The sequence below is a fragment of the Rufibacter psychrotolerans genome (assembly GCF_016924645.1).
GTDB classification, from domain to species: Bacteria; Bacteroidota; Bacteroidia; order Cytophagales; family Hymenobacteraceae; genus Nibribacter; species Nibribacter psychrotolerans.
Genome location: NZ_JAFFJV010000022.1, coordinates 84563 through 108585 on the forward strand (window position 1 = coordinate 84563; position 24023 = coordinate 108585).

Here is a 24023-nt window from a genome sequence, read left to right on the forward strand (position 1 = left end):
TGATTAGATGCTACTCTTGTAAAAAGCCTTGTCCGCTGAACCCTAAAACATGACCACTGGTTCCCTCAGACCCGGTTTTTTAGACCATCACGTACGGATAGTTAGGCTCTACGTAGATATCGGTGTACAACTCCTCTGGCTCTGGGAACGGAGACTTCTCAGCGAACTCCACTGCTTCCTGCACCCGCGCCTTGATCTTGTTGTCAATTTCCTCCAGGTCCTGCTCAGTGGCGAAGTTGTTCTCCAGAATGGTGAAGCGCACGCCCTCAATGGGATCCTGGTTACGGTAATTCTCCAACTCTTCTTTGGTGCGGTACTTGGCGGGATCTGACATAGAGTGGCCTTTGAACCGGTAAGTGCGGAACTCCAGCAGGGTTGGGCCTTCGCCGGCGCGGGCACGCTCAGCGGCGCGGGCCACGGCCTCGTGCACGTCTTCGCAGCGCATGGCGTTTACCGGCTCAGACGGCATGTCATAGCTCAAGCCAATTTTATACAGCTCGGTTACGTTGGAGGTACGCTGTACAGAGGTACCCATGGCGTACCCGTTGTTCTCAATCACAAAGATCACGGGCAGTTTCCACAGCATGGCCATGTTGAAGGCCTCGTGCAGGGCACCCTGGCGCACGGCACCGTCACCCATGTAGCAGATGCACAGGTTGCCGGTTTTGTTGTATTTCTCGGCAAACGCCAGACCAGCGCCCAGCGGAATCTGACCACCTACAATCCCGTGGCCACCCACAAAGTTTACTTCCTTGTCAAAGATGTGCATAGAACCACCCTTGCCTTTGGAGCAACCGGTCGCTTTGGCGAACATCTCGGCCATCACGGCATTAGGAGAGGTTCCCAGCGCCAGGGGGTGCGCGTGGTCACGGTACGCGGTGATCCATTTATCGTCTTTGGTAAGCGCGGTAACGGCACCGGCCGCACAGGCTTCCTGTCCTATGTACAAGTGGCAGAAGCCTTTGATTTTCTGCTGGCCATACAACTGACCGGTCTTTTCCTCAAACTTGCGTATGAGTTGCATCATCTCATACCAGCGTAAGTAGGTCTCTTTTGAAAATGCTGGGGCAGCGTTTACCTTTGCCTTGTTCGCATCTTTCGTCTTCGCTGCTTTAGTCTCCGCCATACTGTATGTTTTGTTCGTAAGGGTTAAGTCAAAGATTCAGAACTTCCCTGAGCGCCTTTTCCGGGGGAAGAAAGCCTGCAGTTGGTTCTGTAAGGTATTCTAAACATGCGAAATTAAGTAAAAATCTGGAAACAAGTTCATGCTCCTCGAAAATCTACACGTACTGCACTTCAAGAATTACGAGGAGGCCACCTTGCCTTTTTCTTCGCACATCAACTGTTTCATTGGCGACAACGGCAGCGGCAAGACCAATCTGCTGGATGCCATCTACTACCTCTCGCTCACCAAAAGCGCCTTCACCGCCACCGATCAGCAGAACATTAAGGAGGGCGAAGACTACTTTATTGTACGCGGCCGGTTTAAAACCGGCGACAAACTGAGCGCCGTGCAATGCTACCTCAAGACCGGGCAGAAGAAGATCATTACCCTCAACAAAACGCCCTATGAGCGGGTGAGCGAGCACGTGGGCAAGTTTCCGGTGGTCTTGATCTCGCCGTACGACACGGATCTGATCAGGGAGGGCAGCGAGGAGCGCCGCAAGTTCTTTGACAGCCTCATGGCCCAGCTGGACCACTCCTACCTGGACTTGCTCATCAGGTACACCTACGTGCTCAAGCAGCGCAACTCGCTCCTGAAGCAGTTCTATGAGAAGAACTACGTAGACAAAGAGTACCTGCAGATACTGGACGAGCAGCTGATGCCGCTGGGCACCGAGCTGAGCATAAGAAGGGCCGCATTCCTGGAGCAGTTTGAACCGGTGTTTCAGCAGCACTACCGGCACCTGTCGGGCTCTTCTGAGGTGGTCTCGCTGGGGTACCAGAGCCAGTTGCTGCAGCAGAACTACGCCTACCTGCTGGACCAGAGCCAGCGCAAAGACCTTATGCTGCAGCGCACCACCGTGGGGCCCCACAAAGACGACTTTGTGTTCTTGATGGACCAGCGCAGCGTAAAAAACTACGGCTCGCAGGGGCAGCAGAAAAGCTACGTGATTGCGCTCAAGCTGGCCCAGTTTGAGGTACTTTCCCAGAAAAACGGCCAGAAACCGCTCCTGCTCCTGGACGATATCTTTGACCGGCTGGACCAGAAGCGCATTGAGCACCTCATGCAACTGGTCGCCGACAATACCTTCGGGCAGATCTTCCTCACCGACACCCACCTGGAGCGCACCGACGCCATTCTCAAGCCCCTCTCAGAGAACATCCGCCGGTTCAGAATAGCCGCCGGCACCGCCGTCACCATTGAGGACGAAGAACTGTAGCGGCGTTACCCTGTAACGCCGTTGCTGGGCCGCTGGCCAATGGCAACCCGCCTCCCTCCCATGAAAATATCAGAAACTTTGGTCTTGGAAAGCCTTGGCCCTGGGCAGCCGTTCTTTGGGTCCTCGGGCACGGCGTTATAGGGCAATGCCGCTACGGAGTTAAGGAATTATCTGTTTTCGTCTTACTTTTTGAGAACCAGCCCGTAAACAGAACGTGCATAACTGGGGTAATCCTGGGGATAACTGAGTTGGTAAATTCATCTGCCCAAACCCCTGTTGGGCGTGCGCAAATGCAGTAATTTAGCGCCGTAGCACCACCAAAAAACTCCACCTGTATGTCCCTGCGTCCGTTGAATCCCAGAAGTCCGTTTATGCGCAAAGCCGATACTATCTCCCTGAAAGACAGCATTGAAGCCATGCTGCGGGCGTATAAACTCAACGGGAAACTGAGCGAGGTACAGCTGGTGAGCTCCTGGGAGAAGATCATGGGCAAGGCCATTTCCCTCAAAACCCAGGAAGTGTTCGTGCGCAACCGCAAACTGTTCGTGCGCCTCACCTCGGCCCCGCTCAAGCACGAGCTCAACATGGCCAAAAGCAAAGTCATCACGCTCATCAACACCGAGATGGGCGAGAAGGTGATTGACGATGTGGTGTTCCTGTAAGGAGCGCTGCTACCTCCCATAAACCGGAACTGCAATTCTGCTCATGTACTTACAGCACAAGTGGGCGCTGATCTTTGCACTGCTTCCCCCTCTCCTGCTCCTGGTTGCTGTTTACCCGGCGGGCGGAGGTCATGGCTGGTATGGCCCAGCTGTTCTCTTGTTCCCCTGGCCTTTGATAGGCACCTTGTTCCCGAGCGCGGAATCTCTTACGACACTGATGATAGTACTGGCTTTTGTACAGTATCCCATCTATGGTTTTCTCATAGATTTCACCCAAAACACGCCTTGGTTCAAGAGAACTCTTTGGGGAATAGTGTCTGTGCACCTAATGCTCATGCTGCTGCTAATTGCGCTTGGAGATAACCTGTGGCGTTAAGGAAGCACAACCCTCAGCTATTGGGTATTCTCAACAACAGGCCTTGCAGAATGTGTCTATTGCAGGTAGGCATTGTCTCCGTTTTTGCCGTACTTTTCAGAAAACAGCCCCAATACGGCCATGCAAAACCCCGTTCCAGAACCAGATTTCTTCCGCCCGGTTTCGTACTCGCGCACCACGCTTACTGAGCTCATGATTCCCAGTTACGCCAACTTCGGGGGCAAGATCCACGGGGGCATTCTGCTCTCGCTCATGGACAAGGTGGCGTACGCCTGCGCCGCCAAGCACGCCGGCAATTACTGCGTGACGGTAACGGTAGACGGCGTGAACTTTCTGCAGCCGGTGGAAGTGGGCGAGCTGGTGAGTTTGATGGCCTCAGTGAACTACGTGGGCCGTACCTCGCTGGTGATTGGCATTAAGGTGATTGCCGAGAACGTGAAGTCTGGTTACGTGAAGCACACCAACACCTCGTACTTCACCATGGTGGCCAAGGGCGAGGACGACAAACCCACCCAAGTGCCCGGCCTGCTGCTGGAAACGCCCGATGATGTGCGCCGCTTCATGGAGGCCCTGCAGCGCAAGGAGATAAAGGCCCGCTCTGAGCAGGAATTCAAAGCCATCAAGACCAACCTGGAACTTCGGCAGAACATCTCGGCGCTGGTGGGGCAACGGTGCACCCTGGGCTTTGCGCTGTAGCCGGTTTCTGGCCCATTTTCTGGAAAACAGCCCTTAAACGACGCCCCCCTCCCACCCAAAAGGCTGGTTACAGCAACGGAGACAGCAGCCGCGCCAGCTTCTCGAAGAACTGTTTCAAGTGCGGCCGCTTGCGCCAGGCTTCCGGGTCAATCTTCTGGGCGTGTGCCAGGTCCTGATAGAAGGTGTCGCGGAGTTGTTGCGAGATGGCCTCATCGTACACCACAGCATTTACCTCAAAGTTCAGCTCAAAGCTGCGGTTGTCCATGTTGGCCGTGCCCACCATGCTAATGGTGCCGTCAATCACCACGGTTTTAGAGTGGATGAAGCCTTTCTGGTACAGGTAAATCTCTACCCCGGCGTGGAGCATGTCATCATAATACGACCAGGCCGCGGCGTTCACCAGCGCCGAGTCTGAGATGCCCGGCACCAGCAATTTCACCTTTACGCCCCCCAACGCGGCCACGGTGAGCGCCTGCAAAATGCCCTCGCCGGGAATAAAGTACGGCGTGGTGATGAGCACTTCCTTTTGCGCCAGGTAGATGGCCTGCAAGAGCGAGAACAGGATGGTAGGCATGGGCGAGTCCGGCCCGCTAGCGGCCATCTGCACCAGGGAGTTCTCTGCATAGCGTTTCCTGCTCAGAAAGTACCCTCGGTGCGGGTGCAGTTGCTGGCCAGAGGAGAAGTTCCAGTCGCAGAAGAAGATGTACTGCAGGTAGTAGATGCCGGGGCCGTCAATGCGCAGGTGGGTGTCGCGCCAGTACAGGCGGGTGCGGTCCTCGGGCTTATTGATGTAGCGGTCGGCTACGTTAATGCCGCCCACAAACGCCGTCTGGGCATCTACAATAATGATCTTGCGGTGGTTGCGGTAGTTGAGCCGGTTGGCCAGGAGCCAGAAATACACCTTGTGGAACGGACAGGCCTCTACCCCCGCCGCGCGCAGCTCCTGCACGTACTTCCGGCGGATGGACCGGCTGCCGTAATCATCATAGATCAGCCGCACCTTCACGCCTTCGCGCGCCTTTTGGATCAGGACTTCCTTGATCTGGTTGCCGATGTGGTCATTGTCAATGATGTAGTACTCTATGTGGATGTGGTGCCGGGCCGACTGGAGCGCCTGCAGCACCTCGGGGAACTTCTGCTCCCCATTCAGCAACAGCTTCACGCGGTTGCCGCTGGTGAGCGGGCTCAGGCCGTCGTTGAGCAACAGCTTTATCAGTTCGCGGTAGTTCTGCACGGTGGGGCTGCTGGTGGCCAGGGTCTCCTCTGTGGAGGCGTGCACCCGTTCTTCCAGCCGCTGCAGGAAAATCTCGTCCTCTACCAGTTTCTTGGTGTAGATGCGGCGCTTCTTGTAGTTGATCCCGAAGGAGAAGTAAATGATAATTCCGCCCACGGGCACAAAGATGGCCAGCAGCAGATACGCCAGGGTTTTAGACGTGGAGCCCGTGTCATAGATAATGCGCAGGCACACCGCTACCAGCACCACCAGGTACAGGGTGTTCCAGATCAACAGCCAGTCTATGCTCTTGAGCAGCTCTGCCACGCGTGTGTCTCTTTTCTGCCGGGCTTCCTATTGATGCAAATAAGACGCCCGCGCTATTTCTGTTCGATTATAGTTCGGTTACATGCTCTTGCCGCTGGCGGTAAATAGCTCCGGCGGTTTCCTGCCGTTTTGCCTCCGGCGGATTGAAAATATACCGCCACATGGCCTTGAACGCCTCCCAGCTCCAGCCCTTGGCCCGGCCGCGCTGCATGACCAGTTTGTTGTCTATGCCCGGCGGTTGCAGGAAATAATGGAAGGTGAAACGGCCCCTGGGGTTTTGCCACCCCTGCATCTGCCCAAACCGCGGTATGCTGAAGACCAGCGTATCCTGCCATTGCTCTACGGTATAATACCCGGCGGCGAACTGCTTCAGGTCCTCTATTTCTTCCTTCGGGTTGGTGGCCGCTGCCAGGAGCTGCTGGTTTCTGGGGAAAAAGGTGAACTGGGTTGGGGAGGTATTGGGCCAGAAAACCGAGCGGTGCCCCACGTAATACCCAGAATCTGCCTGGGCCACGGCCAGCCACAGCCAACTGTTAAACGGCGTAGGCGTCACGAAGAACCTGTCTGCGGGCAGTTGCTGCGTGGCCAGCGAAGCGGCTATCTGCGCCCGTACGCTCACCTTGTTGTAAACCGCGTAACCCAGGTAAACGCCCGCTAAAGCCAGACCGGCTACGGCCCACCGCCCCCGGCTTGTATGGGAGGTTTTGAGCAGTAGCAGAGCTACAAAGGCAAGGAGGGGCCACATGGTAAAGAGTGGATCTGCCACGTACAGCAGGTGAACGGAGAAACGCTCCGCTGAGAAAGGCTCCAGCAAGCCGGTGGTGTAGGCGTTGCACGTGTCCAGCAGGTCATGCAGTCCCAGTTGTAGCAGGAAAAAAAGGAAGAACTGCCGCCAGGGCACTGGTTTATCTTTGTGCCACCGCCGGGCGACCCAGGCCAGCCCCAGCGCCCCCAGAAAAGCAAACAGGAAGGAATGGGTGAAGCCCCGGTGCACCAACAGGTTCTCATGAGGAGTTAGCCAGAGCGCGGCCACCGTGTCCACGTCGGGGAAGTTCTGGGCCATGGCTCCCCAGAGTAAGGCCCGCTTGCCTAACTTTTTAGAAAGCATGATTTCCCCCAGGCAAGCGCCTAAGGCAGCATGGGTCAGTGAATCCATTTGGTTCTTGTGTGGCTTTTCTATACGCACCCAGGCAGGTAGCGTTTTTAAGGCCTTTCCCTAAAAACGGCCCTGAAACTGACTGGTACGGGTACCCTTGAATCAGCAGCAAATATATCATTCAGAATATATTTCTTGCCACCCAAAGGCGCACCAAAAAGCCTGCTGTTTTTGAGCTTCCTTTTGGAAAATGGCTCAAAAACAGCAGGCTTCCAAGGCACTTCTAGCTTGTGGATAACCCACCGCGCGGCAGACGCTTATCCACCCAATTCCTTGTGGACAACTATACCGTAAAGTAGCTTTCCAGCTGCTGGAGGGTGGTTTCGTTGGTCTTCATGTCTTCCATCACCTTGCCTTTTTCCAGCAGCACAATGCGGTCACACACTTCTATGACGTGGCTGAGGTCGTGGCTGGAGATGAGCATGGTCATGCCTTGGCGCTTGAGGTCTTTCAGCAGGTTCTTGAGCCTGATCTGCGAGCTGGGGTCCAGGTTGGCGAACGGCTCATCCAGGATCAGCAGCTCGGGGTCTGACATCACGGCGGCGGCCACGCCCACCTTCTTCTGGTTCCCCTTGGAGAAATCCCTGATGTACTTGCGCTGCTCCAGGATCTCGCCGTTGAAGAAATCACGGAAACGGTCCATAAACGCCTGCACGTCGCCGGGGGTTAAGCCGTTCAGTTTCCCGATGAAATTGAAGTACTCCTCGGGCGTGAGGAAATCGATCAGGAAGCCTTCGTCCAGGTGGGAGCCGGTGTAGCGCTTCCAGTCTTCGGTAGCGCGTACGTTCTCGCCCTTGCTGAACACCTGCCCCTGGCTAGGGCGGATCAGGTCCAGGATCATGCGGAAAAACGTGGTTTTGCCGGCGCCGTTGTTTCCTACCAAGCCAATGGTTTCGCCTTTCTGCACCACTAGGGAGGGAATGTTCACCACGGTCACGCCGTTGTAGTTCTTTTGAAGGTCGCGTACTTCTATCATGTTTTTTATTTTTTAGACACAAGTATCAAGTATCAGGACACAAGACTTTTGTGTGGTTAGCTAAATGGGTTACTCTTTCTTTAGAAGGTAAATTCTAGGACAAACCGGTACTTAGACCTGGCGGAAACCGGCGGCAATGGCGTACTTCTCGCGCTGGAAGCGCTGCACCACCACGCCCATGAGCTGCCTATGGAAGAGAAAGCCCAGGATGCCTAACACGCCCACGGCCGCGATGCCCCACCACGGCTTGTCCATAAGCCCGAACGGCAGGTACACCAGGATGGGGATAAGGAGGGCGGGCAGCATCATGATGAACTGGGAGGCCCCCACGCCCTGCCAGTTGAACGAGGCGCTCTTGCTAAGGTCTATGCGCTTCTTGTTGTAGGTGCTCATGAACAGGATCACAAACGTGTTCACGCCTATGTTGTACAGGAAACAGGCCGTGTTGATGGCCATGATCTTGATACCCACGCCGGGCATGAAGCCGTAGAGCAGCGTTACCAGGTAAGCCGCGGTACAGGCCACCACAAACATCCAGAACTTGCCCATGTAAAACGTGTAGGGGCTCAGGCGCTTGGTGAGCAGGGCATCAAAGTGCGCGCTTTGCCAGCCCGGCACAAACTGCCCGTAGCTCATCATCATAAAGCCTGTCATGAAAATACCCGGGAAGATGAGCATGGCAAAGCCATCGGTGTAGACTTTGTTGGTGTAGAAAAGGAACCCGTACGCCAGAAAGAACACCGACATGGTGGTGGTAGACTTGGGCCGCTTGTGGCGCAGGATCAGTTTTACCTCCAGACCAATGAGGGTACCCATTTCGCCAAACCGTTGCAGGAGCCCAATTTCGGTGGAGTCACCTACCTTGGCCGGCTTGCCCACGCGCATTTCCTCTGGGTAGGTATGCGCCATTAAGAAACGGTAGTTGAGCAGGTACACCGCTACCAGCGCGGCCAACGGCACCAGCACCAATATTGGGTTGTTGCCCAAGGCCCTGAAGAACACCGCTGAGGCCGTCCCCACCGAGATGTACCCCAGGTAATCTAGCGTGGCCAGCCCCACTACCGCCAGCAGAAAGCCCACGGTAACCAAGGGTTTCTCTACCAGCTGGCGCTTAAAATACAGAGTAAGGAAGTTGTTGATGAGCGTGATCAGGAACATGCCGGCTACCCACATCCAAGCGCCGCCCGTTCCGTAGACCTCGGGCAGCATTCTGAGCGCAAACGGAATAAACAGCAGCAGCGGCAGGAAATTGAACAGGCTGGTAATGGATTTCCAGAGGACAAAGTGCACCAGCCGGCCCTTGCCGATGGGTAAATGCAGGTACGGCTGTACCCCCAGCACGGGCAGTTCCTGCATAAAGAACCTCAGGCTCAGGTCTACCAGGAAGTAATAGAGCAAACTGCGGTTCACCACGTCCACGACGTTGGCCTCGGGCTTAACGGCCTGCACTATCTCGTTCATGAAAAAGCCAATCAGCACCACGTACAGCAGCATGATCAGCATGAAAAAACCCAGCACTAAGTTTATCGCCAGGTTCTTTTGCCACACGCTGGAACGGGTGGCTTCTTTCCATTGATGGGCAAGTAGTAGTCTGATCATAAGGGTAGGCTTGTTAAGAATGGCTGTTTACCTAGTTAGTCTGCGTAATGACCAAATTCTTACAGGTTCCAGGATGTTTTTCTGCGCAGTTGGTGGCAGAAAGGTTAACCAGCCAGTTTACTACCTACTGTCTATCAAGCACATTCACTTGTAGTTCTTGGTTGAAAGCGGAGTTTTGGGATTGTTGAGGGTGCCAGCTCCTTGTAGCTTTACCCGCTGTGTATGGCTTAGATTACCGGAGAAACCAATTTGGAACTTGTGGCTCACGGCAGTTGCAAACTGCCTTCAAAATAGGTCCAAGTCACAGACTTGAACCATGGGAGGCTGCAGGAATTACGGGTAGGCACTCGCAGGTCTGGAAGACACTGCGAGGTCTTTGGAGCGTGCAAGGCTGTGGGTTGAGCCTAACTATGGCGCGGATTTACTCCTGTGCCTAACCTGCTCCTCTAGAGTAGAAAGGCACGGAAGAAACTTCCGCGCCATAGAAAGTGGGTTGTTGAGAGTAGGCAAAGGTGTGGGTGAAGCGGAAAGACCTCACAGGTTTCGAAAACCTGTGAGGTCTTACGTTCTGGAGCCGCATCGCAGCTATATCGCTGCTATGAAAGTCCACAGCCGGAAGATCCCGATTCCAGTCTTTGGCTCGAGCGCCTCGCTTGTGGCCCCTGAAGAACAGAAGCTAAGCATAAACTACAAGGGTGGGCCGCAAGGGCAGTGCGAGGGCAAAGACGGGGCCCCGCGGCCGTGAGCGCACCAAGCAAACTATGCAACAATCCAGCTTATAAGATCATAGACAAACCGCCGCTACGCCAGCAATAGCCAATCCAGCAACAGCTGTCATCACCCCAGCCATGGGCACGAGGCACTTCGCCAGCAAAGGCTATCTCAACCACTTCCCAAAAGACTTAGAAGAAGATTATGCCGCTGCCTCCAGACTCTCCAGTTCACAATACGCCGCTTTGAGCGACTTCAGATGATTGCCGAACATCTTCCGGATGTACCACTTCAGGAAGAGATAGCCCAGCACGGCCCCTATGACAAAACCTAAGGTCAGGCGCGGGTACATCTGGTCCCAGGGCAGGTGCGAGATATTGATGCCCTTGGCCAGTTTCAGGTAGGCCAACTGGCCAACAGCCAGGCCAAGGGGGGCCAGCAGCATGTTGGTCCAGAAATAGAGTCTGGTAAGGCCGGTGAGCATCTCAATGAGGTTGCGCAGGGTGGCGCGCAGGTTCTCAGTGGTCACGTTCAGGGATTTCACATAGGACAGGCGCGCCCAGAAATAGCCCAAAAACGGCAGGCAGACCATCATCACCACCACGCAAAGCGCCTGGAACGCGGTATCTCCTTTTATCCAGATGGCCCCTGCCCCAAACAGCAGCACGGTAGACGCCTGTACCGCCAGCTCAAAGTAGATGTTCCGCTTGAGTTTGGTAACCGCATTCTCGGTACGGGCTTTGAGAAAACCCGCAATCTGGTGCTCTGTGACCTGGTTGGCCGCCGCTGTTTGGGCGGCATACGCTTTCCAGGTATCCTTCAGGCTATCTAATTTCATCATACACCGGGGTTAGCAACTTCTCTAATTTCGCTTTGATGCGGTTCAACTTTACGCCTACGTTAGACTTGGTGATACCAATGATATCGGCCATCTCCTCATAGGACTTGTCTTCCAGGTACAGCATCACAATCGCCTTCTCTACCTGGGAGAGCTGGTCAATAGCGGCATAGAGATACTTGATTTTCAACTCGTACTCGGCAGAGGTGTCCGGCGAGGCCGGGATCTGCAAATCCATGTCTGAGAGAGAACCGTGGTGGGGACGGCGGCTTTCTTTCCGGAAGCTGGAGACGGCCGTGTTCAGGGCCACGCGGTACATCCAGGTACTTACCTTAGACTCGTGCTTAAACGAGGGAAAGGACCTCCAGAGTTGCAGCACGATCTCCTGAAACAAGTCTTTCCGCTCCTCGGGGTCCCGGCAGTACATGCTGCACACCTTATGGATCAGGGCCTGATCCTGGGCGATGAGCTTCACAAATTCTGCACGTAAGGCCGGATTTTCCACCGTAATAGGTAAAGGTTTGGGGTATTAGTAGCCGAAAGATCGGGTAAATTACACTACGCCCTCTAAAAGCACCCGCATTCTACCCGTAATTGCTGTTTGCAGCCTCTTTTTGGAAAAACAGCCCTTACATGTAAAACGTTGTTACCCAATGCACCGCTGTCTGAGAATCAGCCGGGTCTTCTGGTTTTAGGCTAATTTTGGGAAAAAGGCCGTTTAACGGGAATTGGCGCAGACGCTCGCAGCGTCCTTCGGACGCCCGCAGGTCTTTGAAGTTGGCGGTATTGCGGCGGCAGGTGGAGTAGACCCACCCCCTACCCCTCCTGGGAGGGGAGTTATCTGCACGAGTAAGAAAACTGCATTGGCAATCCATTCATGCAGCAAAATTTCAGCCGGCTAAATAACCATGTGAACAGCAACCCTGCCCCAGCATCCGCCATGAACCAAAACTCCCCTCCCGGGAGGGGCAGGGGTGGGTCTACTTCTGCAGAACTTTCGTTACTACCAGCAAAGCTTCCGTCACCAGCCAGCAATAGGCTTTGCTATTCGCACCTATTCCAGTCTTTGGCTCGAGCGCCTCGCTTGTGGCCCCTGAGGAACAGAAGCTAAGAGCAGACTGCAAGCGTGGGCCGCAAGGGCAGTGCGAGGGGCAAAGACGGGTCTCGCGGCTGTGAGCGCTTACCAGAAGAGATGGAACACCACAGCCCATGAAACCATAGACAATCAGAAAGGCCAAGGCAACTACAAACCCCTAAACACAAAAATTCCGTTTAGGAGCCGTTTTCCCAAAAACAGCTCCTAAACGGAATCTTATCCATTTACAACAGATGCACCTGCATCACGGGAAGATACCCAATGACTGGTAGCTCACGCCAATCTTCTCAATGGCGGCGTAGAACCCGGCGGTGCGCAGGTCGGTGATGGCTTTTACCTGGTGCGTTACCTCCCGCATTTCCTGGTAGGCGGTGATCATGGTGTCTTCCAGGCCCGAGTACACCAGGTCCCGCTCATCGGCCCCGTGGATGATGAGTTTCTTCTCCTCGGCCGAGAGGCTTTTGCCGGTGGTTTTCTCAATGGTGTTCACCAGGCGCTTGAGGCTGGCTTCCTCGGCCCGCTTGCCCATGCGCCCGAAACGCACGTTAGACAGGTTCTTCAGCCACTCAAAGTAAGATACCGTTACCCCGCCGGCGTTCAGGTACAGGTCTGGCAAGATGACCACGCCGCGGGCGTGCAGAATGCGCTCGGCTTCCTGCGTGATTGGTCCGTTGGCCCCTTCGGCAATGAGCTTGGCTTTGATGCGCTCGGCGTTGCCGCTGTGGATCTGGTTCTCCAGGGCGGCGGGCAGCAGAACGTCGCACTCGTACTCCAGCATTTCCACCGAGTTCTCAATGAAGGCCCCGCCCGGGTGCCCCTCAAAGCTGCCGGTCTGCTTGCGGTAGTTGAACAGGCTGTCAATGTCCAGACCGTCTGGGTTGAAGATACCGCCCTCACGCTCGGCCACGCCCGTGATAATGGCGCCCTCGCGCTGCAGGAACACGCCCGCGTGGTACCCCACGTTCCCGATGCCCTGGATGATGACCCGCTTGCCGGCCAGCCCTGAGGTTACGCCCAGTTGCTTGAGCACCACGGTGTCTTCAAACGCCTCGCGCAGGCCGTAGAAGATTCCCAGCCCTGTGGCCTCGTTGCGGCCCCGGATACCGCCCTGGCCCACCGGCTTGCCGGTTACGCTGCCCAGCGCGTTGGTTTCGCCAAACTTGAAGGTGTGGTAGGTATCGGCAATCCAGGCCATTTCGCGGCTGCTGGTGCCGTAGTCGGGCGCGGGCACGTCAACAGCGGGGCCTATCAGGTTTTTCTTGATCAGTTCCGTGGCAAAGCGGCGCGTCACTTTCTCCAGCAACTCTACCGAGGAGGTACGCGGATTGATTTTCACCCCACCCTTGGCCCCGCCAAACGGTACGTCCACCACGGCACATTTAAAGGTCATGAGGCTGGCCAGGGCCACCACCTCGTCTTCGTCAACGTGCATGCTGTACCGGATACCGCCCTTGGTGGGCAGTTTGTGCTGGCTGTGCTGGGCCCTGATTCCCTCAAAAACGTGCACCTTGCCGTCTACCTCTACCGGGAAATTGACCTTGTACACGCTGTTGCACACTTTGATCTGCTCCAGGATGCCCGGGTGGAGCTTGGAGTGCTGCGCCGCTTGGTCAAAATAGTAATGCACACTATTCAGGAATTCTTTGCCAGGGGAAATGTTTTGGCTCATAGTTATTCTGGATTGGTGGATTTGGATTGAACGTAGTAACCGCAACCCGCGTTGCTTCGGGCAAGATGTTCCACGGAGAACACTTCCCGCGCTCTTTTTCTGCCTGGTTTCCTGAAAACGGGCCTAAAACCGTTTTTAAGCCTCCGCGTGTTGGTTTCTGCGGAATATTACGGAAATTACAGGACAGATTACACAAACTACCCAACAACCTCTTTATGTTTCATTCTGTTTCTCAATTTGCCCGGGCGGGTGCCGCGGCCCTGGGTATCTTACTTCTACCGCAGCTTACCTGGGCCCAGGCCATCCTCAAGCAAGACCCCGTGATCAAGACGATGACCGAGCAGGTTTCTGCCCAGGAGTTGGAGCGCCTGGTGCGCGGCTTGGTAAGCTTTGAGACCCGCCACTCGCTCAGCACCGTCAAAGACAAGAAGAAAGGCATTGGCGCCGCCCGCAACTGGGCCCAGACCGAGCTGGAGAAAGCCGCCGCCCTTTCTAACGGCCGCATGACCGTAACCCAGGACAAATACCTGGTGAAGGCCGACGGACGCCGCATCAAGGAAGACGTGGAGATGGCCAACGTGATGGCCACCCTCAAAGGCACCGACCCCACCGATGACCGCGTGTTTATTGTGAGCGGCCACATAGACTCCCGCAACACCGACGTGATGGACGCCAAAGGCAAAGCCCCCGGCGCCAATGACGATGGTTCCGGCACCGCCGCCGTCATAGAACTGGCCCGTGTCATGGCCAAGCAGCCCTTTCCGGCCACCATCATCTTTGTGTGCGTGCAGGGCGAAGAGCAAGGCCTGTATGGGGCCCGGCACTTAGCCGAGCGCGCCAAAAAAGAGAACTGGAACCTGGTGGCCATGCTCAACAATGACATGATTGGCAACTCGTTCTCAGACGAGACCAACCTCAAAGACAATACCCGCGTGCGCATTTTCTCTGAGGGCGTGCCCGCGTTTGAGACCCCCGAGATGACCGCCTTGCGCAAGAGCATTGGCGGCGAGAACGACAGCCGTAGCCGGCAGCTGGCCCGCTACATGAAAGAGATCACCGCCCGCTACGTGCCTCAGCTGGAAGTGGTCCTGAACTACCGCACCGATCGTTTCCTGCGCGGCGGCGACCACACCCCCTTCAGCCAAGCGGGTTTCACCGCCATCAGGGTATGTGAAATGAACGAGAACTACCGCTACCAGCACCAGAACGTGCGCACCGAAAACGGCATTGCCTACGGCGATTTCCCGGAGCACGTAGACTTTGAATACGTGCGCAAGAACACCGCCATGAACCTGGCTACGCTGGCCAACCTGGCGCTGGCGCCTCACGCCCCTGAGAACGTGGGCGTGCTCACCAGCAACCTCACCAACCAGACCGAGCTGAAGTGGGAGGCCCCCGCCAAAGGCGAACGCCCCGCCGGCTACTACGTGCTCATGCGCGAGACTTCTTCGCCTATGTGGGAAAAGAAAATTTACGTGGAAGGCACCACCACTACCCTGCCCTACTCCAAAGACAACTACTTCTTCGCGGTGCAGGCGGTAGACGCCCAAGGGCACGAGAGCTTGCCCGTGGTGCCCAGACCTATCAGGTAAGTCCCGCTTAAGACCTGTTTTCCTGAAAACTCCTTTAAAACAGCCCGGCCCCTCATGAGCCGGGCTGTTTCGGTTTTAGCGCACCCCGCTTGCGTAAGAACCGTAAGACGTGTAGGTTCAACCGCTCTTTCCCAGTAAGAGTAGTACTATGCTCACTGCCACCGCCCAAACTTCCAGACCCCGGCTCCTGACCTGGCTCAGCCAGCCCGTAGACAATGCTCCGCTCATAGTCTTCCGGTGGTTGTTTGGGCTGCTCCTGTTCCTGGAAACGGCAGGCGCCATTCTAACCGGTTGGGTAAAGCAGAACCTGGTGGAGCCCACGGTCTTTTTCCCGTTCATCGGGTTTGAGTGGCTCAGGCCGCTGCCCGGCAACGGCATGTACTATTACTATGCGGCCATGGCCTTTCTGGGCTTGTTGGTGATGGTTGGTTTGTTCTACCGGGCAAGCATTGCTCTTTTTACGGTGCTGTGGTGGGGTGCGTACCTCATGCAGAAAACCAGCTACAACAACCACTACTACCTGCTGCTGGTGCTCTGCTTTCTCATGCTGCTGGTGCCGGCCCACACGTACGCCTCCCTGGATGCCAGACGCAAGCCGGAGTTGCGGTTGCTTTCCTGCCCGCGCTGGTGCCTGCTGGTGTTTGTGGCCCAGATGGGCATTGTGTACACTTACGCTGCCCTGGCCAAACTGGACTCAGATTGGCTGGCGGGCATTCCGGTGAACATCTGGTTTGCCAACAAAAGCCATTACGTTCTCATCGGCGGGCTTCTGCAGCAGGCCTGGTTCCAGCAGCTGGTGGTGTTTGGCGGCCTGTTCTTTGACCTGCTCATTGTGCCGCTGCTGCTGTGGCACCGTACCAGAAAATGGGCCTTTGTCCTAGCTATCTTCTTCCACGCCTTCAACTCGGCGGTCTTTCACATTGGCATCTTCCCGTACCTGGCCCTGGCGCTGTGCGTGTTCTTCTTCCCGCCCGAAACCATCCGCCGCCGGTTCCTGCGCCGGAAACCGGCCCTGGCGCCCTCCCTCCAACCGCCAGGCGAGGTAACCACCGGCCAACGAATGCTGTTTGCGCTGCTGGCGGTGCATTTTCTGGTGCAGATAGCCCTGCCGCTGCGGCATTGGTGGTTTCCGGGCAACCCTAACTGGACCGAGGAAGGCCACCGCATGTCGTGGCACATGATGCTGCGCTCCAAGAGCGGGTACGCTCAGTTCAAGGTAGTGGCCGATGGCCAGGTGCACTGGGAAGTGCCGCAGAACCACCTTACCCCCAAGCAGGCCCGCACCGTGGCCACCCGCCCCGACCTCCTCTGGCAATACAGCCAGTTTCTGGCCCGTAAGTACCGCCAACAGGGCCACCAAGAGGTAGAAGTCTATGCCCACACCCACGTAAGCCTCAACCGACGCCCCACTCAGCCGCTGGCAGACTCCACCGTGAACCTGGCCGCCGTGCCGTGGCTGCCCCACCACCCTTCTCCCTGGATAGTGCCCTTGCAGGATGGAGAATAGCCAGACCAGTTTTGGCCCCTTGTACTAACCTTTTGCGGCCTATACAAGTAAGTGCTCCTAAGCGGCTTTGCCTTTGAATTAAGTGCCTTCTCAGCGGTTCCTTCGGCCAACAGAAACGCCCCCATTTCTGCTTACAAGGAGAACAGAGCAGTGACCCAAAGCCTATTCTTTCAGACTTACTTTCTAGTGGATTTTATATGTCTAAACGTTTACCTTATTTAAGGGTATTTCTGTTCCTGCTGTTTTTCCTGCCGGGGCTAGCCTGGGGCCAGAAAGTGGGGTTGGTGCTCAGCGGCGGCGGAGCCAAGGGCCTGGCGCACGTGGGCGTGCTCAAGGTGCTGGAGCAGAACAACATTCCCATTGACTACATCGTGGGTACCAGCATGGGCTCGGTGATCGGGGCACTGTACGCGGCCGGTTACTCGCCGCAGGACATTGAAGACTTGGTGCTGTCGCCCAAGTTCCAGTACTGGGTGTCTGGCCGGCCCCTGGAAGAGCACGCCTTCAACTACTTCAGCCTGGACCCCTCGCCGGCGGCTCTGCGCCTGCCCATCTCCACGCAAAGAAGCATCAAGGTGCAAACCACCAGTGGCCTGGTGAGCGACGTGAACCTCAATTACGCCCTGGCCTCCACCCTGGCGGCGGGCGGCGCCATCTCCAAGTACGACTTCAACAGGCTGTTTGTGCCTTACCGCAGCCTTACCGCCGAGGTCTTCACCCGCCAGCAGATTGTGCAGCGCGGCGGCTCCCTGGCCGATGCCGTGCGTAACTCCATGGCCGTGCCGCTGGCGTTCAGGCCCATCCGGCAGGCCGATGGCCGCTACCTGTTTGACGGCGGCCTGTTCAACAACTTCCCCACCGACGTGATGCGCGCAGAGTTCAGGCCAGACATCATCATTGGCGTGAACGTGGGCGATGTCTCGTTCAAGAAATACCCCCATGACAAAGACGATGAACTGCTGAGTTCGTCCCTGGTTTTCCTGGGGTTTGACGTGGCCGATACGCTGGCCGTGGGGCCCAACGGCATCCTGATCCAACCCGACCTGGAGGGCTACAGCACCACCGCGTTTGACCGCGTGCGCGAGTTGATTGACATTGGCAAGAAGGCGGCCGAGGAGAAGTTGACGCTCATGAAGCAGCGCATCCCGCGCCAGGTAGACTCCGTGAGTTTGCAGCAAAGAAGGCAGGCGTTCCAGAAAAAGGCCCCGCCGCCCCGGTTCACCAGCGTCAGGATTCACGGGCTTAAGGAAAACCAGCACAACTACGTGCGCAACTTCTTCCGGCGGAGCGAAGACAACCAGTACGAGATTGACGGCATTGAGGAAGGCTACTACCGCCTGGCCGCCAATGATTTCTTCAAGGGAATCTATCCCCGCATTAGGTATGACAGCCTGGCGGGCGGGTACGAGCTCAGCATTGACGTGCAGCAAAGCAACAACGCCACCGCCGAGGTGGGCGCCGTGTTCAGTACCCGCCCGGTAGACAACCTGTACCTGGGCCTGGAGTACCGCTACCTGAACCGGCTGCTGTACACGGTGGGTGCCAACGCCAACATAGGGCGGTTCTACGCCGCGGGCCAGTTTGGTTTCAGGGTGAACGTGCCGGCCAAACTGCCGTTTTACGTGGAACCCTCGGTCATGTACAGCTCGCTCAACTACCGTGACGTGAACGATTTCCTGAACCGCGACGCGGCCAGCACCCAGGTACGGCAGCGTGACTTCAAAGTGGGGCTGCAGACGGGTTTCAGCCATAACTTCCGGAGCCGCGAGGTGCTGGACTTTTCCTATTTCTCCAACGAAGACGAGTACGCCAACATCAGCAACGTTTCCTCAGAAGACAAGCTGGACGAAACCGATCTGACCGGGCTTACGCTTGCCCTGCGCTTTGAGCGGAACTCGCTTAACCGCAAGATGTACTCTACCCGTGGCCGCCGGGCGGTGATGGGCATTAGGGGAGTGAAGGCCCAGGAGGCGTACAAGCCCGGCACCACGGCCCTGCGGCCCGAAGCCCGCACCGTGGACCACCAGTGGCTGCAGATCTCGGGCACCCTGGAGGAGTATTTCCCGTTCAACAAAGACCGAAGCACCTGGGGCTACTTTGTGGAGGGCATGGTGAGCACCCAGGGAGTGTTCTCCAACTACCGTTCCTCCCTGACCAGCGCCCCCGTGTTCTCGCCGCTGCCAGACTCCCGCACCTTGTTCCTGGACGAATACCGGGCAACCCGGTACGGGGCGGCGGGCCTGCGGTACTCCACCACGTTCCTGACCAAGTTTGAATGGCGTACCGAGGCGTTTGTCCACGTCATTCACCGGCCGCTGAAAGAAGGTCCGCTGCAGGAGGCCATCAGGGCCAGCGGCTTTGGCCGGCCCCGGGTAACGGCCAGCACAGGCGTTATCCTGCAACTGCCCATCGGCCCCGCCGCGCTGCACTTCATCCACTATGACAATGACGAGAACCGCTGGGGCGTGTTCGGGCACGTGGGCTTTCTGCTGTACCGGCCCCGGGTGTTGCAGTAACCAGGCAGCGGCGTAGCCAAGGCGCAAGCCAGTACCATTTTGGGGCTATTTTTAGAGAAACAGCCCCAAATCAGCCGCTTGAGCCAATTACAGGGCCGCTGACGGATAGTAGTGGTACACGGTTTTGAGAAAGGGCTGGTCTTTGCCGTCTTCCACTTTGTAGTGGAGGGTAGCCTGCAGTTTGCCGCCCGGGCCAAAGCTGTTTACTTCTTTGAGCACTACCTGACCGTCTTTCCTGATGGCCTTGCTCATGACCTGCCGCTGCTCATTGTAGGTGATCTCAATGGTTTCGGGTTGCGGGTCTGGGCTGGTGGTGAGTTCCAGCCTGTGGGGCAACAGCAGCTCATTGTACTGGATTTTCACCTTTTTCAAAGGCGGCGCTCCGGCCGGGCCCCGCAGTTTCCTTTTCCTGATCTGCCCCACTACCTGCCGGTAGCGCCACTGCGGGCCGGTCTCCTGCAGGAGGTGCTGAAGGTCATACTGGTGCACGTAGCGCTCATACGTTTGCTCATCTGTGGCCGTGGCGGCCGTTACCTTGCGGGCAATGCCCTGGTGGTCTATCTCCACGGAGGCCAGCAGGGCCTCGGTCTCGCCCTCTACCGCGTACACCTGTTTCTTCTGGAGATACTCTGGCAGGTAGTGCAGGTTTTTCCGGAACTTGATGCCCACCCCGGCCAGTTCGTGCGTGGTCACGGAGGTGTACTCATCCTCCAGTTCTCTCCCGGCAATGGTTTCGGCGATCAGCTCGGCCAGCAAGCCTTCCTTCTGCAGGCGGGTGCTTTGGTTCTTGTTGAGCAAGAGCACCGCGTCCATGCCTTGCTGTTTGGCTTTCTTTTTCACCGCCTCTACCAGGGTACCGTAAGCCACCGCGCCTTCGGCCCTCTGCTCCAGAATGGCCACCTTCACGTATGAGCTGTCCTGGGGGTACTCCCCCGGAAAATACACCTCCACCTCTTTGTCGTGGTAGGGCGTTGGAAGGAGCGACAAACGGTTTTCGGTGGGCAGGTACTTCTGCATGCAGCCGGTACCAGCCAGCCCAAGGGCCAGCAACGAGGAGTAGAAAAGGTACTTCATGGGGGACATACGCTAAAGGTTGGAGCCACTCTTCTTCTGACAACAAACCCCGAAGGTTCCCCTACGGGCTGGTTACCACGGCTGAAGAGTGCTTGCTGCCAGGTAAGGTAAAAAGAAAAGCCCACTTAGCGCAAGTAGACCGGCGCTAAATGGGCATGTGGGAAGAGCGGCACTTCTAAGCGATGCCGGCGTTTAAGAGATGATTTCTGTAAAACAGGCAGAAAACAACCGCCCGTTCAGCGCGGAGCGCGGCGCTGGTACTAGCCGCGTTTTTTCACCGAGCCGCTTCCGCTCACGCGGCTGTCTACGCTGGGCGTGCCCTCATAGAACACCCGCCCGCTGCCGCTGATGCTGGTTTTGAGGCTAGTGGTGGCGTTTACCTCAGACGTGCCCGAGCCGCTGATGCTCACCTGCGACGCGCTGGTCTTGAAGTTGTAGCCCTTGAGCGAGCCAGACCCGCTGATGGACACGGTGCTTTGCTTGCCTTCGCCCTCCAGCTCAATGCTGCCCGAGCCCGAGATGCGGCTGGAAACCTCGTCTACCCGGGCGTTCAGCTGGATGCTACCCGAGCCGCTCACGGCCAAGTCCAGGGAAGAAGCTTTGAACGTGCCCTCGCCTTTGATCTTGCCCGAGCCGCTCACGGCCAGCCCCTCAATGGTGGGGGCGGTAATGTAAATGGTGACCCGCTTTTTACCGTTGTTCCAGTTAATTTCCTTGTCCCGGTCTTTTCTCCTGATAGACAAGCGGTCATTCTCCACCTCGGTGATTAATTGCTCCAACTGGTCGGCGTCGCCCTCCACTTTCACGCTGTGGGTATTGCCTTGGCGCAGGACCACATCGGCCGGATAGGCCAAGCCAATCTTCTTGAAAGGACCCACGTTACGGGTTTGCTCGTCTGGGCGAGAAGCACTCTCTGCAGCCCGGAAAGAAGTTAACGAAACTAAAAAGGCCAGAATAGCCACCATTGAATAGAAGTTCTGCTTTTTCATGGGAGTTGGTTTACGGTACATCCTAAAGATGCAGGACAGGGAAAAGGGTTGCTTCCCCTACCTTCTTTTTCCGGAAATCCGTTTCAGCCCTGTTTTCCTGAAAACTCCTCCAAAACAGGAAGGCAGTTCATCCAGGCTCTGTACCAGTTCATAGGCAGATTTACCGGCTTGGTCAGCTTAACACAATATTAATCTAAACCTATATAGGGGTAGGTGGGGCCTTGCTGGTCAAGAAAGGAATACATGCTTAACCAGTATCATGCAACCACATTCTTACAACACCCGCAGAAGACTGCTCCTGCTTTTCTTCTGCACCTTTCTCTTCGCTCTCCCCTTTTCTGGTAATGCCCAACAGAAACTCACGCTCAGCGGCTACGTGAAAGACCAGTCCTCCGGCGAGGGCCTTATTGGCGCCACCGTGGGCGTGCGCGAACTCTCCGGCGTGGGCGCGGCCACGAACGAGTACGGCTTCTTTTCCCTCACCCTCCCGCAGGGCACCTACACGGTAGCGGTAAGCTACCTGGGCTTTGCCACGCACACCCAAACCGTAAACCTTTCCTCTTCGCAGAAACTAAATATTGAGCTTAGAAGCGACCAGACCACCCTGCAGGAAGTAGTGGTCACCAGCACCGATATAAAGGACGAGAACGTGCGCAGCATGGAAATGAGCACCATGAAGATGCAGGTGGCCGAACTCAAGAAAATGCCGGCGCTCATGGGCGAGGTAGACGTGATCAAGGCCATCCAGATGACGCCGGGCGTGCAGACCGCCGGCGAGGGCACCAGCGGCTTCTACGTACGCGGCGGCGGCGTGGACCAGAACCTGATTTTGCTGGACGAGGCTCCCGTGTACAACGCCTCCCACCTCATGGGTTTCTTCTCGGTCTTCAACGCCGATGCCATCAAAGACGTGCAGCTCTACAAAGGCGGCATCCCGGCGGAGCACGGCGGCAGGTTATCCTCTTTGCTGGATATCCGGATGAAAGAAGGTAACAGCAAGCGTTTTGCCGCCTCCGGCGGAATCGGGACACTCAGCAGCCGTTTAACCGTGGAAGCGCCTATCGTGAAAGACAAGGGCTCGTTTATCCTCTCGGGCCGCAGAACCTACGCCGATGTGTTCTTCAAGCTCAGCTCAGACGAAGGCATCAAAGACAATCAGCTTTACTTCTATGACCTGAACCTGAAAGCCAACTACATACTGGGCCCGAAGGATAGGCTGTTCGTGAGCGGGTACTTCGGGCGCGATGTGGCAGGCAACAACTCGGGCGCGTTTGACTGGGGCAACGCCACGGCCACCCTGCGTTGGAACCACCTCTTCAACGACAAGCTGTTCACCAACACTACGCTCATCTTCTCAGACTTTGACTACTCGCTGGGCTCCAAAGAGAAATCCTCTGAGTTCACCTGGACCTCGCACATCATTGACTACAGCCTCAAAAACGATTACACCTACTACCTGAATCCGCAGCACCAGTTCAAATTTGGGTGGGTAGGCACGTTCCACCGGTTCCAGCCGGGTGTAGTGAAACCAGGCCCCGAGTCTTACTTCAACGAGATCAGGCTGGATGGTTCAAACGCTATTGAAGCCGCCGCGTACCTGAGCCACCAATATGAGATTACGCCGCGCCTTTCCATGGAGTACGGTTTGCGCTTCTCCTATTTCGCGAACGTGGGCAAAGGCACCGTGTATGAGTATGCCGAGGATGGTTTCACCAAAATCGGGCGCAAAGACTACGGTTCCCTGGAGGTGATCAAAGACTATACGGGCTTTGAGCCGCGCTTCTCGGCCAAGTACCAGGTAGACGAGAAAAGCTCGGTGAAAGCTTCCTACAACCGCATGCGTCAGTACCTGCATTTGCTGTCTAACTCCACCGCCTCGCTGCCTTTTGACGTGTGGGTGCCCAGTAACCACTACACCAAACCGCAGATCGCAGATCAGGTGGCCGCCGGGTACTTCCGCAACTTCCAGGACAACATGTTTGAGGCATCAGTAGAAATGTATTACAAGTGGATGCAGAACCAGATTGACTACAAAGACAACTCTGATGTGTTCCTGAACAACCGCATTGACACAGTGCTACTGCGCGGGTCCGGCACCTCTTACGGCGCGGAGTTTATGCTGCGCAAGCAGAAAGGCGATTTCACCGGCTGGATTGGCTACACCTGGTCTAAAACCGATCGTACGGTGCCCGGCATCAACGGCGGCAAAGCTTATCCGGTACGCTATGATCGTCGCCATTCGGTGAACGTGGTCACTACTTACCAACTGAACCAGCGCTGGAGCTTCGGGGCTAACTGGACGTACGCCACCGGCGGGGCCACCACCATGCCCGTGGGCCGCTTCGAGTACGAGGGGCACTCCTATCCTATCTACTCCTCGCGCAATGGGTTCCGCCTTCCCGCATACCACCGGCTGGACCTGGCCGTGACCTATGACCGCCCCAGAAGCCTTACCGGCAAGAAGCATGACAGCAGCTGGAGTCTTTCGCTCTACAATGCCTACAACCGTAAGAACGCTTTCTCTATCGCCTTCCGGGAGAACGAAGACGATGCCAGCAAAACCGAGGCCGTGAAAACCTACATGTTCGGGATCATCCCGGCAATTACTTACAACTTCAACTTTTAAGTGAATTACCCAGAAT

17 protein-coding genes are annotated in these 24023 nt (G+C 56.4%); 7 read left to right on the plus strand and 10 right to left on the minus strand.

The window, feature by feature from the left end; genetic code table 11:
* Nucleotides 1-79: 79 nt before the first annotated feature.
* Nucleotides 80-1126: a pyruvate dehydrogenase (acetyl-transferring) E1 component subunit alpha gene (gene pdhA / locus JT718_RS18515; protein ID WP_205504284.1), complete on the minus strand. Its 1047-nt coding sequence runs from the start codon at nucleotides 1124-1126 to the stop codon at nucleotides 80-82.
* Nucleotides 1127-1265: 139 nt separating this feature from the next.
* Between pdhA and recF the strand changes: the two genes are divergently transcribed.
* The 3 genes from recF to JT718_RS18530 all read left to right on the plus strand — a co-directional run bounded on the left by recF (nucleotide 1266) and on the right by JT718_RS18530 (nucleotide 4118).
* Nucleotides 1266-2384, plus strand: a complete 1119-nt coding sequence (gene recF, locus JT718_RS18520) for a DNA replication/repair protein RecF (RefSeq protein ID WP_205504285.1) — start codon at nucleotides 1266-1268, stop codon at nucleotides 2382-2384.
* Nucleotides 2385-2719: 335 nt separating this feature from the next.
* Entirely contained in the window at nucleotides 2720-3046 is a 327-nt protein-coding gene (locus JT718_RS18525) for a DciA family protein (protein ID WP_205504286.1), read from the plus strand.
* Between the two features lie 496 nt (nucleotides 3047-3542).
* Complete coding sequence (locus JT718_RS18530; RefSeq protein ID WP_205504287.1) at nucleotides 3543-4118, plus strand: acyl-CoA thioesterase; 576 nt, start codon at nucleotides 3543-3545, stop codon at nucleotides 4116-4118.
* Between the two features lie 67 nt (nucleotides 4119-4185).
* Here the strand turns inward: JT718_RS18530 and cls are convergent, their stop codons facing one another.
* From cls to JT718_RS18565, 7 genes are all read right to left on the minus strand, one after another.
* Entirely contained in the window at nucleotides 4186-5658 is a 1473-nt protein-coding gene (gene cls, locus JT718_RS18535; protein ID WP_317195527.1) for a cardiolipin synthase, read from the minus strand.
* Between the two features lie 67 nt (nucleotides 5659-5725).
* Nucleotides 5726-6814 (minus strand): metal-dependent hydrolase, encoded by a 1089-nt coding sequence (locus tag JT718_RS18540; protein WP_205504288.1) that lies wholly within the window; start codon nucleotides 6812-6814, stop codon nucleotides 5726-5728.
* Between the two features lie 283 nt (nucleotides 6815-7097).
* A complete protein-coding gene (locus JT718_RS18545) occupies nucleotides 7098-7790 on the minus strand; it encodes an ABC transporter ATP-binding protein (protein WP_205504289.1) in 693 nt (230 codons plus the stop codon).
* A 111-nt stretch (nucleotides 7791-7901) separates the two neighbouring features.
* Nucleotides 7902-9389 (minus strand): DUF5687 family protein, encoded by a 1488-nt coding sequence (locus JT718_RS18550; protein ID WP_205504290.1) that lies wholly within the window; start codon nucleotides 9387-9389, stop codon nucleotides 7902-7904.
* 913 nt (nucleotides 9390-10302) lie between these two features.
* Nucleotides 10303-10941, minus strand: coding sequence for a DUF8845 family protein (locus JT718_RS18555; RefSeq protein WP_205504291.1), 639 nt, complete (start codon nucleotides 10939-10941; stop codon nucleotides 10303-10305).
* Nucleotides 10925-11413 (minus strand): RNA polymerase sigma factor, encoded by a 489-nt coding sequence (locus tag JT718_RS18560; RefSeq protein ID WP_317195528.1) that lies wholly within the window; start codon nucleotides 11411-11413, stop codon nucleotides 10925-10927. The genes JT718_RS18555 and JT718_RS18560 overlap by 17 nt, the downstream gene beginning before the upstream one ends.
* 865 nt (nucleotides 11414-12278) lie before the next feature.
* Nucleotides 12279-13703, minus strand: coding sequence for a Glu/Leu/Phe/Val family dehydrogenase (locus tag JT718_RS18565; RefSeq protein ID WP_205504293.1), 1425 nt, complete (start codon nucleotides 13701-13703; stop codon nucleotides 12279-12281).
* 215 nt (nucleotides 13704-13918) lie between these two features.
* Between JT718_RS18565 and JT718_RS18570 the strand changes: the two genes are divergently transcribed.
* From JT718_RS18570 to JT718_RS18580, 3 genes are all read left to right on the plus strand, one after another.
* Nucleotides 13919-15295, plus strand: a complete 1377-nt coding sequence (locus JT718_RS18570; RefSeq protein WP_205504294.1) for a M28 family metallopeptidase — start codon at nucleotides 13919-13921, stop codon at nucleotides 15293-15295.
* Between the two features lie 148 nt (nucleotides 15296-15443).
* Nucleotides 15444-16802: an HTTM domain-containing protein gene (locus tag JT718_RS18575; RefSeq protein ID WP_205504295.1), complete on the plus strand. Its 1359-nt coding sequence runs from the start codon at nucleotides 15444-15446 to the stop codon at nucleotides 16800-16802.
* Nucleotides 16803-16999: 197 nt separating this feature from the next.
* The gene (locus JT718_RS18580; protein ID WP_205504296.1) at nucleotides 17000-19318 is read left to right on the plus strand and encodes a patatin-like phospholipase family protein; all 2319 of its coding nucleotides are present in this window, start codon (nucleotides 17000-17002) and stop codon (nucleotides 19316-19318) included.
* A gap of 87 nt (nucleotides 19319-19405) precedes the next feature.
* On the opposite strand, the gene JT718_RS18585 is transcribed toward JT718_RS18580, so the two are convergent.
* Entirely contained in the window at nucleotides 19406-20392 is a 987-nt protein-coding gene (locus tag JT718_RS18585) for a hypothetical protein (protein ID WP_205504297.1), read from the minus strand.
* A 260-nt stretch (nucleotides 20393-20652) separates the two neighbouring features.
* A complete protein-coding gene (locus tag JT718_RS18590; RefSeq protein WP_205504298.1) occupies nucleotides 20653-21381 on the minus strand; it encodes a head GIN domain-containing protein in 729 nt (242 codons plus the stop codon).
* A gap of 259 nt (nucleotides 21382-21640) precedes the next feature.
* Here JT718_RS18590 and JT718_RS18595 point away from each other — a divergent pair, with 259 nt between their 5' ends.
* Nucleotides 21641-24007, plus strand: coding sequence for a TonB-dependent receptor (locus JT718_RS18595; protein WP_205504299.1), 2367 nt, complete (start codon nucleotides 21641-21643; stop codon nucleotides 24005-24007).
* The last annotated feature ends 16 nt before the right edge of the window (nucleotides 24008-24023 follow it).

Excerpts from the sequence above, each read along its gene's own strand:
- pdhA (WP_205504284.1), bottom strand. The coding sequence starts at position 1,126 with ATGGCGGAGACTAAAGCAGCGAAGACGAAAGATGCGAACAAGGCAAAG.
- recF (WP_205504285.1), top strand. The coding sequence starts at position 1,266 with ATGCTCCTCGAAAATCTACACGTACTGCACTTCAAGAATTACGAGGAG.
- JT718_RS18525 (WP_205504286.1), top strand. The coding sequence starts at position 2,720 with ATGTCCCTGCGTCCGTTGAATCCCAGAAGTCCGTTTATGCGCAAAGCC.
- JT718_RS18530 (WP_205504287.1), top strand. The coding sequence starts at position 3,543 with ATGCAAAACCCCGTTCCAGAACCAGATTTCTTCCGCCCGGTTTCGTAC.
- JT718_RS18540 (WP_205504288.1), bottom strand. The coding sequence starts at position 6,814 with ATGGATTCACTGACCCATGCTGCCTTAGGCGCTTGCCTGGGGGAAATC.
- JT718_RS18545 (WP_205504289.1), bottom strand. The coding sequence starts at position 7,790 with ATGATAGAAGTACGCGACCTTCAAAAGAACTACAACGGCGTGACCGTG.
- JT718_RS18550 (WP_205504290.1), bottom strand. The coding sequence starts at position 9,389 with ATGATCAGACTACTACTTGCCCATCAATGGAAAGAAGCCACCCGTTCC.
- JT718_RS18555 (WP_205504291.1), bottom strand. The coding sequence starts at position 10,941 with ATGATGAAATTAGATAGCCTGAAGGATACCTGGAAAGCGTATGCCGCC.
- JT718_RS18565 (WP_205504293.1), bottom strand. The coding sequence starts at position 13,703 with ATGAGCCAAAACATTTCCCCTGGCAAAGAATTCCTGAATAGTGTGCAT.
- JT718_RS18570 (WP_205504294.1), top strand. The coding sequence starts at position 13,919 with ATGTTTCATTCTGTTTCTCAATTTGCCCGGGCGGGTGCCGCGGCCCTG.
- JT718_RS18575 (WP_205504295.1), top strand. The coding sequence starts at position 15,444 with ATGCTCACTGCCACCGCCCAAACTTCCAGACCCCGGCTCCTGACCTGG.
- JT718_RS18580 (WP_205504296.1), top strand. The coding sequence starts at position 17,000 with ATGTCTAAACGTTTACCTTATTTAAGGGTATTTCTGTTCCTGCTGTTT.
- JT718_RS18585 (WP_205504297.1), bottom strand. The coding sequence starts at position 20,392 with ATGAAGTACCTTTTCTACTCCTCGTTGCTGGCCCTTGGGCTGGCTGGT.
- JT718_RS18590 (WP_205504298.1), bottom strand. The coding sequence starts at position 21,381 with ATGAAAAAGCAGAACTTCTATTCAATGGTGGCTATTCTGGCCTTTTTA.
- JT718_RS18595 (WP_205504299.1), top strand. The coding sequence starts at position 21,641 with ATGCAACCACATTCTTACAACACCCGCAGAAGACTGCTCCTGCTTTTC.